11 protein-coding genes are annotated in these 13,151 nt (G+C 43.4%); 4 read left to right on the forward strand and 7 right to left on the reverse strand.

The features are described 5' to 3' along the window. From QQL66_RS00005 to QQL66_RS00020, 4 genes are all read right to left on the reverse strand, one after another. Positions 1-858, reverse strand: an 858-nt coding sequence (locus QQL66_RS00005; RefSeq protein WP_284377279.1) for a transposase, incomplete at its 3' end; no start/stop codon positions are given. Positions 859-1,023: 165 nt separating this feature from the next. Then, positions 1,024-1,884, reverse strand: a complete 861-nt coding sequence (locus tag QQL66_RS00010; RefSeq protein ID WP_284377286.1) for a hypothetical protein — start codon at positions 1,882-1,884, stop codon at positions 1,024-1,026. Positions 1,885-1,979: 95 nt separating this feature from the next. Continuing rightward, positions 1,980-2,516 (reverse strand): SMI1/KNR4 family protein, encoded by a 537-nt coding sequence (locus QQL66_RS00015; protein ID WP_284377288.1) that lies wholly within the window; start codon positions 2,514-2,516, stop codon positions 1,980-1,982. A 581-nt stretch (positions 2,517-3,097) separates the two neighbouring features. Next, positions 3,098-3,403 carry a hypothetical protein gene (locus tag QQL66_RS00020; RefSeq protein WP_284377290.1) on the reverse strand — a complete coding sequence of 102 codons (306 nt, stop codon included), beginning with the start codon at positions 3,401-3,403 and terminating at the stop codon, positions 3,098-3,100. 321 nt (positions 3,404-3,724) lie between these two features. Between QQL66_RS00020 and QQL66_RS00025 the strand changes: the two genes are divergently transcribed. Beyond that, the gene (locus QQL66_RS00025; protein WP_284377292.1) at positions 3,725-4,708 is read left to right on the forward strand and encodes an integron integrase; all 984 of its coding nucleotides are present in this window, start codon (positions 3,725-3,727) and stop codon (positions 4,706-4,708) included. A 97-nt stretch (positions 4,709-4,805) separates the two neighbouring features. Here the strand turns inward: QQL66_RS00025 and QQL66_RS00030 are convergent, their stop codons facing one another. After that, complete coding sequence (locus QQL66_RS00030; RefSeq protein ID WP_284377293.1) at positions 4,806-6,983, reverse strand: malate synthase G; 2,178 nt, start codon at positions 6,981-6,983, stop codon at positions 4,806-4,808. 262 nt (positions 6,984-7,245) lie between these two features. Between QQL66_RS00030 and QQL66_RS00035 the strand changes: the two genes are divergently transcribed. The 3 genes from QQL66_RS00035 (at position 7,246) to QQL66_RS00045 (ending at position 11,719) form a co-directional block, all read left to right on the forward strand. Then, positions 7,246-7,677 (forward strand): group II truncated hemoglobin, encoded by a 432-nt coding sequence (locus QQL66_RS00035; protein ID WP_284377295.1) that lies wholly within the window; start codon positions 7,246-7,248, stop codon positions 7,675-7,677. Positions 7,678-8,204: 527 nt separating this feature from the next. Beyond that, complete coding sequence (locus QQL66_RS00040) at positions 8,205-10,502, forward strand: hypothetical protein (protein WP_284377297.1); 2,298 nt, start codon at positions 8,205-8,207, stop codon at positions 10,500-10,502. 2 nt (positions 10,503-10,504) lie between these two features. After that, positions 10,505-11,719, forward strand: a complete 1,215-nt coding sequence (locus QQL66_RS00045; protein ID WP_284377299.1) for an outer membrane protein transport protein — start codon at positions 10,505-10,507, stop codon at positions 11,717-11,719. A gap of 154 nt (positions 11,720-11,873) precedes the next feature. Here the strand turns inward: QQL66_RS00045 and QQL66_RS00050 are convergent, their stop codons facing one another. Both QQL66_RS00050 and QQL66_RS00055 read right to left on the reverse strand, forming a co-directional pair. Further along, positions 11,874-12,329 (reverse strand): hypothetical protein, encoded by a 456-nt coding sequence (locus tag QQL66_RS00050; RefSeq protein ID WP_284377301.1) that lies wholly within the window; start codon positions 12,327-12,329, stop codon positions 11,874-11,876. Then, positions 12,326-13,117 (reverse strand): winged helix-turn-helix domain-containing protein, encoded by a 792-nt coding sequence (locus QQL66_RS00055; RefSeq protein WP_284377303.1) that lies wholly within the window; start codon positions 13,115-13,117, stop codon positions 12,326-12,328. The genes QQL66_RS00050 and QQL66_RS00055 overlap by 4 nt, the downstream gene beginning before the upstream one ends. Between the last annotated feature and the right edge of the window lie 34 nt (positions 13,118-13,151).

The raw sequence follows: 13,151 nt of genomic DNA on the forward strand, positions 1-13,151 counted from the left end.
ACGTTCCAAAACCGGCTTCAAGGTATGATGTTCCTGTCCTTCACCAAAGGCTTGAGCATCCACCACAATCTGATGTTTTTTATCGACCGTCGCCACCCCGTTATAACCTTGAATCACACCTTTATTGGTCTTCATCTTGGCACTTTGATTATCGGTAATATTACTTTTTACTTCTTTGCGAGTTCGACCGCGCCCCATTCTTGGTTCGTTAGTTTTCAGGAATAGATCAATCCGATCAGAGGCCTTATCCAGGGTCGAGAGGGTTTGTTCAATACGTTTTAAACGGGCTTCATCCTGTACCGTCTGAGCGTCTAATCGTTGATGCTCTTTTAGATGATAATTAATCTGACGCCTGAGCTTATCACGTTTCTCAGCCAACTCTTTAAATGTACCAGAGTGTTCCTTTGAAGCGTTCGAGGGCATCTTACAGCCATCAATCGCAAACAGTTCTTTACCTAACAATCCTTGCTGATCACAGATCAATAATACCTGTTCAAATAAGGACTCAACTTCTTCTGCATGGCTGCTTACAAAGTTAGCAATCGTCGTAAAGTGAGGCACGCTATCACAGGACAGGGCTTTGAAAATGATGTTGGTTTCACAACACCATTGGATCTCTCGGCTTGAGGTAATGCCTTTGGAATAAGCGAACAGAATGATCTTTAACAAAATGGCCGGATCGTAAGCTGGCCGGCCCGTTTGATCATTATGATAATTAGGAAAGAAGACCGACAAATCTAGTTTATGTTCGATCAGATAATGAATAGCGTATTCGAAAGTACCGGGTTGGATTTGATCTTCAAAGTTGATTACCACCATCGCGGCTTGATCGTGGTTGTAGGGTTTAAATTTAGGCATCAGCACAATCCTTGTTTGATGCCTGAATTTTATCAAAAAGAGAGGGATGTTAGGGTTTTTCTACAGCCTGAACGCCTCAAACACCGGCGTGGAAAAGTTGGCGGCTTTTGTGCGTTTTTTTGCACAAAAGGTGACGACTTTACCGCGTCCGCGTGCTTTGACTTGTTACATTTTTTCTGCAAGATAGTCAGTTGGCTTTACTAGCCACTTGTCTATTTCCTCTTTTGTTATCGCCCCATTTTCACTTATTCTCTCATGAGGAACAATATATAAACTTGATTGAACTTTAATTATATACTCGTAAGCTCGGTTCGGATCACGCTTAGCTCTAGCAAGGGTTGATACGAAATATGTTTGGTTCTCGCCACTAAAGGTGTATTTGGTATCTCTAACTCTATAAATTGAGGTTGATGGGAGCTTATCCAAACCATTATTTCTATTTAAACTACTTCCAAACTCATCGGACATACCAGAGATTTCTGACAACATTAATTCATAGTATGAATTAATTATATATTCAATGTAAAAACTGTCTTGCTTGAAGGTTTTACACACCAGAAAACAGACCGTATGTAGCAGCCTGACACCTAAATTAGTAATACAAAAACTGAACTGTGTTCCCCTAGTGTTTGTATAACTTATTGATAACCCGTTTTCATTACTATCAATGGCGCTTTTTTGGTGAACTATTGTATTTCTAATGAGTTTTACAACTCTATACAGCTCCTTAAATACTAGTTTTTTAGGACTACTCTGATCTAAATCTTCATACCTTCTTTTAAATGAAGCACCCTCAAGGTTTGGACTATTTAAATCAATAATAGAATCCAGAAGAGAGAAAAATATAGACTGAGTTAGAAACCAGTTACCATTTAATCTGTTTTTGCATAACGAATCCGATAATTCTATCGATATTCCAACCCCTCCATCTTCAGATACATTTAAATGATCAATATTAGGAAGCATTAGATGAAGGTCACTATTTTCAATAAAGAATAAAGTATTATAAATGAATGGCTGATTCACCCTGAACTCTCTAAAAAATGTAACGTTTTGGTAAATGGCGAGCGCTAGCGAGTCCAGCGAGGGCGTCTTTTTCCCGAGCGAATTTCACCAACTTGTTAGTACTCACGCTCGATAAACTCTTTATTTAAATACGTATATAAATCTTTCCCATACAGGATAATGTCGCTACCCCACACTGAAATGACAGGACTTAAAGAGGAGTCTTCAAATACGACCATTGCGCGATGACCATATATTGGTATAAAGCCCACAATGCTACTAACAGGAAATTCTGCTAGTGCCTTAAATACATATTTTTTGTTTTCAGATATTTCATCAATCAACCACTGCGCTTTATTCCAATGGTCAGGCATCAAGTAAAACCTATGATCAAAAAACTCTTCTTCGTTTTCTTCATCATCATACTCAACCGCGATACATTCACGATCAAACCCATTTAAGGTACTCAGCATTTCCTTATACTGGTTTGGAAAAGTAAATCCAACGATACTTTCAAACGATTGAATCTCTTCTTTACTTAACCCCTCGTTCCAAGTCGTTCCTGGCTGAATTTGATATCCGCTGACATTCGAGTAGATATCTTTATCTAACCAAAGCTTTTGGGTTCTCTCTTTAAATAGATTCCAGTTCATACAGTACTAACGTTTTGGTAAATGGCGAGCGCTAGCGAGTCCAGCGAGGGATTTCTTTCCCGAGCGAATTTCACCAGCTTGTTAGCTGGGCAGATGCTAAAGATTTCTAAAATAATGAGTACCAACGAAGTACATCAGAATCAAAAAGAAAAGATACGGAATATAATAAGCCCAACGTAGAGCTTTGTAATATGCTGGCCTGAATTTTGATTTCTTTTTAATAGATATAACTAAAACAGCGCACAATAAGCTAACTAGATTTAACGAAAAAATAAAAGCAATACCAAAAGAGAAGACTGCCACGAATAGAGTTGAGAAAGCTACATTTTCCTCTGTATAACTATAAATAAATAGAGTTGGCATAAATATCAATATAAAAGATATTAAGGTCTGAAAAACAGGATAATTTACCGTTGACTCGGGTTGAGCAATTTCCTTAGGAGTTAATGTGTCTGGGTTATCCAATGCGGCATCTCCTTATCAGCTAACGCCCGTATTTGCGGCGGTTTGGTAGCGAGGCACGAGCGGAAAAACCGTCCAAGCCACGCAGTGGCTGATGCAACATACGCTTGTTAGCTGTCTCATTCAGGAGGGTATACGATTTTATCTTTAGCATTACGCAAGCGCCTCCTTTCGTTTTCGTTTGGCAGTGGTTTCTCAGGCCTTTTGGGGCAGTAATCACAATCAGGATCACCACACTTTTTCTCTAGCCAAATATTACAATATGCACAAAAGTAAGCATCAAATGTTTCCTGATATATTGCAGTCGACTGACATGAGTGGCATTTAACAGCATCATTTTCAGGAATATATGCACGAGACAGAATACATCCATCAATTAAAAGGAAATCATCATCCTCTGCTTCTTGTATAAATTTATCATTCATATATCTGTACAGCTAACAGCGAATTCTGCGTCCCATGGACGCAGATCAGTTTTTCCAATTTTGCGTCTCATTCTCTTACGCATTTCCCTACAAAACAACAACTTAATACATAAATACAAATGCTTCATCCCCAAAGTGCGTCTTCAGTATGTAATTAGTACATTCCCAAAAAGCGTTCAAAAAAATAAATTCCCTTTTATTTTCATAACCTTATGATTTAGCCACACCCAAAAAGCGTCAGTAGGTCGGATATTTTCCGTATTTACACCTGTTTGCATCTTGATTTAACTGTATAAAAACACAGACATATTGAGATTACCCATGCAAGACATACCAAAACAAATTCCAACTAGGCCGACCCGCTTTATAGATCAATTGAGATATTTCATACGCAAACGTGGTTTGGCATATAAAACAGAGCAAACCTATGTTCGCTGGGTTCTGCAATACATACGCTTTCACGATAAAAAGCACCCAAAAGATCTCAACGAGGCTCATATCGAAGCGTTCCTAGATCATTTAGGCATTAACTTGAACGCTGCTAAAAACACCCAACGGACGGCATTAAATGCCTTAGTGTTTCTCTATCGGGAGTTCCTAGGAATAGAAGTGAAAAATCTGGTATTCAGACACTCAACTAAACACAGAAGAATCCCTGTTGTATTTACAAAAGAAGAAGCATTTTCAGTCATTGATAATCTTGACGGTAGCTATAAGTTAATGGCACAGCTTATGTTTGGCAGTGGCCTAAGGGTCTCCGAGTGTTTACGGTTACGAGTGAAAGATATTGATTTTGGAATGAACATTATTTCAATAATTGATGGCAAGGGTGGTAAGCACAGAACTACTCTACTCCCGTCTGCCATTACATCAGAGCTGACTAATCAAGTTGAGCATGTAAAGCATCAACACCAAATAGATTTAGCCGCTGGTTACGGTGAAGTTTATATGCCGGATCGCTTAGCCATTAAATATCCATCATCAGCAAAGTCGCTGGCGTGGCAATATTTGTTTCCTGCCAAAAATTTATCTATAGACCCGAGATCAAAGAAGAAACGAAGACATCATATTATGGATAGAAGCATCCAAAAAGCCGTGAAACGAGCGATACACTCCGCAGGTATTAACAAACATGCGAGTTGTCATACCTTCCGTCACAGTTTTGCGACGTCTTTATTGCAGCAAGGCTATGACATCAGAACCATTCAGAAATTGTTAGGCCATTCAAAAGTAGAAACCACAGAAATCTATACACACGTAGTTAATCAAGGGGCTTATGGTGTAATTAGCCCTCTTCAAAGATAAGAACCGATACAATATTGGCTCTTTCTTATAGACACAAAAAAACCCCAGCCGAAGCCAGGGTTTCTTTAAAGCAATAACTAATTAATTTCTGTCGAAATTACTTAGCAGCTTTGAACTTCAAGCGGTAAGCGTGAAGTAGAGGCTCGGTGTAACCGCTTGGCTGCTCTTTACCTTTGAAGATAAGGTCAGACGCTGCCTGGAACGCGATACCGTCGAAGTTAGGCGCCATGTTGATGTACGCTGGGTCACCAGCATTCTGGCCATCAACGACTGCAGCCATACGCTTCAAGCTTTCTTCAACTTGCTCTTGAGTACAAACGCCGTGCTCTAACCAGTTCGCTACGTGCTGAGAAGAGATACGTAGTGTTGCACGGTCTTCCATCAAGCCAACGTTGTTGATGTCAGGTACTTTAGAACAACCAACACCTTGGTCAACCCAACGAACAACGTAACCCAGGATACCCTGACAGTTGTTGTCGATTTCGTTTTGGATTTGCTCAGGTGTCAACGCCTTAACTTCTTCCTCAGTCATTAGAGGAATGGTTAGGATGTCGTCTACGTTTGCGTGCTCGCGAGACTTAAGCTCGTTCTGAACAGCAAATACGTCAACCATGTGGTAGTGAATCGCGTGAAGCGTCGCAGCCGTTGGAGACGGAGTCCAAGCCGTGTTAGCACCGGCTTTAGGATGGCCGATTTTCTGCTCCATCATCATGCCCATTTCATCAGGGATAGGCCACATGCCTTTACCGATTTGAGCACGACCTTGAAGTGCAGTTTCAAGACCAGTGTCTACGTTCCAGTCTTCGTATGCGTTGATCCAAGTTTGCTGCTTCATAACAGTCTTAGGAACGAACGGACCAGCCAACATAGAAGTGTGAATCTCGTCACCAGTACGGTCTAGGAAGCCAGTGTTGATGAATACAACACGGTCTTTCGCAGCACGGATACACTCTTTCAAGTTAACGGTAGTACGACGCTCTTCGTCCATGATACCCATCTTCATAGTGAAGCGCGGTAGACCAAGTGCATCTTCAACACGACCAAACAGTTCGTTAGCGAACGCAACTTCTTCAGGGCCATGCATCTTAGGCTTAACGATGTTTACAGAACCAGTGGTTGAGTTCTTGAATGGGCTGTTGCCTTTCAAGTCATGGATCGCGATCAAGGTAGTAACCATGCCGTCCATGATGCCTTCTGGGATTTCAGAACCATCTTCAAGAAGGATCGCAGGGTTAGTCATCAAGTGACCAACGTTACGAACGAATAGCATTGAACGGCCTTTCAAAGAGAAAGAGTTGCCGTCAAGGCCAGTGAACTCACGGTCAGCGTTCATAGTACGAGTGAAGGTCTTGCCACCTTTAGTCACTTCTTCAGCAAGGTCGCCTTTCATCAGACCCAACCAGTTACCGTAAGTGATCACTTTATCTTCAGCGTCAACAGCAGCAACCGAGTCTTCACAGTCCATGATGGTGGTCAATGCAGATTCCATCACTACGTCTTTAACGCCAGCTGCGTCAGTAGAACCGATTGGGCTGTCTGCATCGATTTGAATTTCTAAGTGCAGACCGTTGTTTTTAAGAAGGATAGACGTTGGCGCTGCAACATCACCAGTGTAACCCACTAGTTTCTCTTCTTCTTTCAGGCCTGAAGTAGAACCGTCAGCCAAAGTAACAACCAACTTACCAGCTTCGATTGCGTACTTAGTAGAACCAACGTGTGAACCGTTCGCTAGAGGAGCCGCTATGTCTAGAACGCCACGAGCGTAAGCGATAACTTTGTCACCACGTACTTTGTTATAGCCTTTACCTTTCTCAGCACCGTCTTCTTCAGAGATAACAGTGGTGCCGTAAAGCGCATCGTATAGAGAACCCCAACGAGCGTTAGATGCATTCAATGCAAAACGCGCGTTCATTACAGGTACTACAAGCTGAGGACCCGCCATTTCAGCAATTTCAGGTTCAACGTTTGCAGTAGTTGCGTCGAAGTCTTCACCAGCTTCTACAAGGTAACCGATCTCTTGTAGGAACGCTTTGTATTCAGCGAAGTTAAGAGGCTGACCTTTACGCTCAGTGTGGTATGCGTCGATTTTCGCTTGAAGATCATCACGCTTAGCTAGAAGTGCTTTATTCTTTGGAGCTAATTCGTTAGCAATTGCACTGAACTCAGACCAGAATTTTTCTTGGTCAACGCCAGTACCTGGAATCGCTTTTTCGTTTACGAAATCATAAAGCTCTTTAGCGACTTGAAGGCCGCCAACCTGGATACGATCAGTCATGTTTCCCTATACCTTTAGAGTTAATTCGATGAGCCGCGCAGAACGGAATCTTCATTCACACAGACAATTAAATGTTTGTCTGTGTCAAAAAAGCATCGCTTTAAGTAGTAATGAAATATTTTAAATTCAAAACCACGGAAAAATGGTGCGGCGTATTCTACGTGATTTTTTCAGCTTTTTCATGTGTTGTTTGAGATCAATTCGCCGCTTAATCAAGTATGATAGGCGTCTGAACCACAATTTCGCAGTAGGTAAGCTCGTTTTGACAGATACATCCCCGCAAACTCCGACCTCTGAAACACTTCGATACGGTCATCAAGATACCTCTTATAAAGCAGCCGGTGAATTTGAAGGCATCAAACAACTGGTTGACCACTTTTACGATGCCATGGAAACGCTTCCTGAAGCCAAAACCATCCGTGAAATGCACCCAGCAGATCTGACAGAATCCCGAGACAAACTCACTCGTTTTCTGTGCGGTTGGCTGGGTGGGCCAAAGCTGTTCAGTGAAAAATACGGTTCGATTCGGATTCCGGTCGCGCATCGACATTTGGAAATCGGCCCGGCAGAACGGGATGCCTGGTTGCTTTGCATGAAAGTCGCTGCCGATCAGCAAGATTACGCAGAGAGCTTTAAACAATATTTATTGGAACAGTTATACGTTCCGGCCGAGCGAAGCAGGAACAGAGACTAAGGAGATTATTAACAACCTCGTTTTTACTAATCCTCTTTTTGTAAGCCCCTCTTTTAATACGCACCTCTTAACTTTACCTGAGCAGTATGAGTCAAAAAATACTGCTCAAAAAACCAATACAAACCACTAAAACGCTCTCCCCCTCATCGAAACCCTCATTAAACCCCCTGAGCAAAATCTCGAAACGCTTTTCAAATCTTAAAATCCTGAAAAACCACACTGAGCTTTTACTCTAAACAACCCTAAACAACACTTTCAGAACACCATAATAATTTCTTTAAATTCATAAACTTAGGGTTTTTTAGCGTTTATTAATTAGGGATTTACCACCCTCCTCTTCACTATAGATTTCATAAACAACGAGCCAACAAAACCAAAACCCATTGGCTTGCAGAAAATATTTTTTGGCCAGATCGATACCTCTAACAAGAGAAAGCTTCTACAAGGGAAAGCGCTGAATCTGGCCATTCAATTTAATCCACTGAAATTAATCCACTGAAATTAATAAATAGTGTAAGGATCGTAGGATGGTAATAAATTCAAGAACAAACCAACCGACTCAAAAATCCAAAGCGGCATTGCTTGGAATCATCGGACTACCCATGGCCTTTTTGTATGGCTGCTCAGATGACTCATCCAGCTCAGGTGGGTCCGATGGCATTGTAGAAGAGACCTTTATTCCTTATGACGTGTCAGCCTTGCCAGTACCAAACGACGGTTATGGCTATGATGAAGACGGCACCATTTCACTTCCTGGCGAGCCTCAATTAAGTAACTACTACGCAAACGAAACAGACGCTTATTATCAAAGCTATGAAACCTCTATGAGTGCGTTAGATGGCTGGGGAATGTCCACTGTCATTCAAATCCCTATTGCCAATCGCAACACCTCAGAGCGATACCCGTTAAATCAGGCAACATTGAAAGATAATGTCATGCTGATCAAAGACAACGGGCTGACCCAATCAGATAAGCCTGTTTCTATTGAAGTGGTTTCAACGGGTAGCAACATCGAAATCAAACCATTGGAAGTGTTGGACGACGAAAGTGTTTATTACATTACCGTCAGCGACCGAGTGTTAACTAAGGACGGACTATCACTAGAAGCAGACAGCAACTTCACACGCATCCGTATTGCCGATACCGAAGCACTGCCTGAAAAAGAGCAAAACATCCAACAACAGATTCTCGAAGCAGAAAAAGCATTCGAAGCAGCCGGTGGCGTAGGTAATCTGGTGTATGCAGCGCAGTTCACCACTCAAAGCGTGCATCCGATTCTAAGAGCAATGAGAGACAACATCAGCGATGCTACGGTTCAAATCTTGGGTGCAAGTTATGGAGAGCTTCTAAAGCTATCCGACAGCAAAACCAAATATGACACTTACAGCACAACACTTAAGTTGCCATCTTATGTTCCTTTTGTAGATTCTCTCGATGGAGAGGATGACAACGGCATCAAAGAAGACTGTGTTGTAGATCCTTACGACCCGATCCCGAACTGCCCTGATCTCTACAAGTGGATGAAGTCAGAAGACGGAAAACACCTGACCAAAGACAACCCAATGCCAGTAGAAGTAGCGTCAATTGAAGTTCCTGTACTTATCTATTCGCCTGCCAACTGGACTGGAGAACCATTACCTGTCGCAATGTTCGTTCATGGCATCACAGGGAAAAAAGAGAACGCAACAACAATGGCAAAAGACTTTGCCAAGAAAGGCTATCTCGTCGTTGCCATTGACCAGATCTATCACGGTGAACGCGCCCTGAAAGCAGTAAATAAAGACGCGGATGGCAATGACATTGTTATCAGCGCAGAAACCGACAGCTCTTATTTTGTAAACATTACGTCACCATTGACGCTACGCAGTAACTTGCATCAGGCCATTATTGATCAGTTGAGTCTTCGTTACGCACTAAAAAATGTTGAATGGGCAGATGAGAACCAAGGTGTTCATCTGATTGGTCAATCACTGGGCGGTATTATGTCGGTGATGGTCGGCGAGCAATCGCAGGACTTTGGTGATGGCAACAAAGACTTTGTATTTAAAACCGTAAACTACGTCGTTCCAGGGCAAGGCCTAACCGGCATCATGCTGGAATCGAACCATCTAGGTGAAGAGACTGAGTACAAAATCAAGAAATCACCAGACGTACAGCGCGGCATTGCGGAGAGTGTGATTCCCGATCAATGTACTTCAAGCTCAACCAACGAAGAATGCATCACGGCGCTTAATGAATTCGTTCAGGTTGATCAAAATGCTGAGCTGGTCACCATGTTGGAAGATGAAATCTACGGTTTGATCCTGCCAGGTTTGCTTCAAGCGGTTCAAACCACCATCGACAGTGGCGACCCGGCCAACCACACTCAGATTCAACGTGAGAATCAACAGCTAACCACACTTATTCAAGCAAAAGGAAGTTGTGGCGAGGATGGCTGCCAAGTGGGTGAATACATGTCGGACTTCGTTATCCCGAACAGCAGCCCGAATAACCCATTGGTCGGTACAGAGCCTCTAATCAAAGCATTGGGCTTAACCAAGATCACCCCTGAAACAGGTTCGACGAATGAAACGGTTGCAGCGCCTGCAGGTGAGCAAGGCATTCGAGGTTACATCAACGCGACTGTGGGTGGTCATGGTACATATCTCTTCCCATACGAAGGCCCTATGGATGAAAGTGGCGCACCATCCATTCCAACTGGCGACGTTATGGATCACGTCTGGAGCGCAACAGACACGCAACAAGCAGCGGTTGCAGAGATGGTAGAGAGCCACGGTCAAAGCATCATTATCAAAGATCCAAGCACGGTTGAGGGAGCAGAATAATTATGAACAAGTTCAAACTATCAATTGGTTACTTCTCGATCTCAAGTGCAATGTTGTTGATCTCTCAACAAGCGACTGCAGCTGGCTTCCAGCTTAATGCTCAATCGGCAACCGGCTTAGGCCGGGCCTTTGCGGGGGATGCTATTATCGCAGACAACGCTTCGGTCATTTCAAGGAACGCGGCAGCCATGTCGCTTTTTGAAAGCCCGGAAGTGTCTTTTGGTGGCATTTACATCGACACCAGCGTGGATGTTCCTGAAGCGACTTACACACCCATTTCAGGTGACTCAGTAGAAACCAGCGCCAAAGACGTTGGTGGCAGCTCCATCGTGCCAAACTTTTACTACGTGCACCCGATTCAAGGTACAGATTGGACGCTCGGAGCTTCCGCCTACTCTAACTTTGGTACAGACGTGAGCTTTGATGATGATTTCATGGCACCGGAGTTTGGTGGCGATACCAATCTGATGAGCGTGAACTTCGGCCTTTCAGCAGCCTACCGAATCAATGATCAACTCAGCCTGGGGGCAGGTCTGGACATCATTCACGGTTCTGGCGAGATCTATCGGGGTGATGGATTACTGGACGTTGAAGCAGATGGTGAAGCTCTGGGGTTCAATATCGGTTTAGCCTATGAGTTTGATGACAACAACCGCATCGGTCTATCTTATCGATTCAGTCCGGAGCTGGAAGCCAACGGCGACGTCAACATGGGCGGCCAAACCGCTGACAGCATCAACATTCCTCTACCGGATATGATTGAGCTGTCTGGTTACCACAGGCTGCAACCAGAGTTTGCACTGCACTACAGCTTACAATACGTAAGATGGTCTGAATTCGACTCACTGACATCGGACGGCTTGGATTCCAGCATCAAAGAGTATCAATGGAGCGATGCAGGCCACATCTCTGTGGGTGGTACTTACTACGTGGACCCAAAATGGCAACTGCGCGCAGGTTACATGTATGACATTGCACCAACGGATGAATTAACCTCGCTGTCCATTCCTGATTCGGATCGTCACTGGATCTCTGCAGGGGTTAGCTATCTGCCAACAGAGAACTCCACGATTGATCTGGGTGTCAGCTACATCATGGGTGAAGACGGAGACATTGATGAAACCATGGAAATCATTGAGGGCTATCCAGCTCACATGAGAGCCTCAACCGAAGTCTCCGCCACTACGATTGGCTTGCAGTACAGCTACAAATTTTAAGAACTCTATTCACTCTTAGGAAAAACCATGACTTATTCAGGGAGGAATCGGTCATGGCCAGGAAGAGATGTCAGGGAAAACAAACGATCAAGGAAGAACACGCCAAGGATGGCTCTTTCATAATCACCCTCTCAGAACCATTTTCCTGAATCGCTTAAAACGAGCCCTTAATAAAAGAAACAGGAACAAAAATGCTGTTCGGGTCGCTAAACACCGCCACACCAATCAATGCATCCTGATCATCGCGCAATAAGGTAAAAGAAGAATACGGCTGATTGCCAAAAGTTCGCTGAGGCGTTCGAATTTTCTCAGCATCATAAACAGCCAAACTTCCTTTCATTTCAACGTCGATGTCTTTTTCCATTGGCAGCAAAAGAATACGATCGAACACCCGAACATAGAGCGCTTCGGTATTGATTTTGTACGTTTCATCGCCCTTTTGAAGACGCGTGTTCGTAACATAAATCCCCCCTTCACAACGGGCGACTGAATTAGAGTTAGGGAAACGCATTTCAAATTCGCAAGAATAGGAATCCCAAAACACCTTACTCATCACCAATAAAGTAAAAAGTACAAAACCCAACATCCCCAGAAGCAGCTTCATCCTCATTTCAACATCACTCCTTCTTCTGAATACGCCCGCACGCCTCCGTTTTTATCAACTAACACCAACCAGGCAGTTTTCTTAACCTGAGCCAGCGCCTTCAACGCGTCACGCTCACTGATCTCTGAGCGACAGAAACGATCAATCGAAACACTGACCTGATTCTCTTTGAGTTCAGCATCGGTTAGAGATCGACATTCAGTAAAGTCGTATACCCAATTCAATGACAACCAGGCAATAACACTCATCACGCTCAAAATGCCGGCCAGTATCGGCAACCAATGACGCGTTTTCTGATCAACCTTTTCCCAATCCAACGCGTCATCAGACGGAGATTGAATTTCCTGAAGCGCCGATTTTTCATCAGCAGACAAGAGGTCCTGTTTTGCATAACTTACGTCTGCAAGTTCATGACTCAATTCTGAAGTATCGGTTTCTGAACTCTCTGGTGCTGGAGCATCCAGATCAGAAGGTACTAATGCCTCCGGCGACACTACCAAACGATACCCTATTCCTTTAGCAGTAATGATTTCGATATCGCTTTCACTAATCCGCTTGAGCAGCTTTCTTAACTTGGCAATGGTTACGCTGATGGCACTTTCGCTGATCACAGGTCGCTGCCAGACCTGTTCTGTGATGGTGTTTTTATCAACTACGTCAGGCGCGTTATTCACCAGTAAGCGCAACAGTTCATTTTCTTTATGACCAAGCGAATGTTTGCGTCCATCAGCAGCAATAATTTCAGCTTTGATCAGATTAATGCTGCCACCAGAAGCAAATAAGAGAATATCCATAAAATCCTTGCTGATTTTATCGTCTGAAAAACTT

Origin of the sequence: Litoribrevibacter albus (assembly GCF_030159995.1) — a bacterium.
Taxonomy (GTDB): Bacteria; Pseudomonadota; Gammaproteobacteria; order Pseudomonadales; family Litoribrevibacteraceae; genus Litoribrevibacter; species Litoribrevibacter albus.

Coding starts and splice junctions, on each gene's coding strand:
- QQL66_RS00015 (WP_284377288.1), bottom strand. CDS start 2,516: ATGAACTGGAATCTATTTAAAGAGAGAACCCAAAAGCTTTGGTTAGAT.
- QQL66_RS00020 (WP_284377290.1), bottom strand. CDS start 3,403: ATGAATGATAAATTTATACAAGAAGCAGAGGATGATGATTTCCTTTTA.
- QQL66_RS00025 (WP_284377292.1), top strand. CDS start 3,725: ATGCAAGACATACCAAAACAAATTCCAACTAGGCCGACCCGCTTTATA.
- QQL66_RS00030 (WP_284377293.1), bottom strand. CDS start 6,983: ATGACTGATCGTATCCAGGTTGGCGGCCTTCAAGTCGCTAAAGAGCTT.
- QQL66_RS00040 (WP_284377297.1), top strand. CDS start 8,205: ATGGTAATAAATTCAAGAACAAACCAACCGACTCAAAAATCCAAAGCG.
- QQL66_RS00045 (WP_284377299.1), top strand. CDS start 10,505: ATGAACAAGTTCAAACTATCAATTGGTTACTTCTCGATCTCAAGTGCA.
- QQL66_RS00050 (WP_284377301.1), bottom strand. CDS start 12,329: ATGAGGATGAAGCTGCTTCTGGGGATGTTGGGTTTTGTACTTTTTACT.
- QQL66_RS00055 (WP_284377303.1), bottom strand. CDS start 13,117: ATGGATATTCTCTTATTTGCTTCTGGTGGCAGCATTAATCTGATCAAA.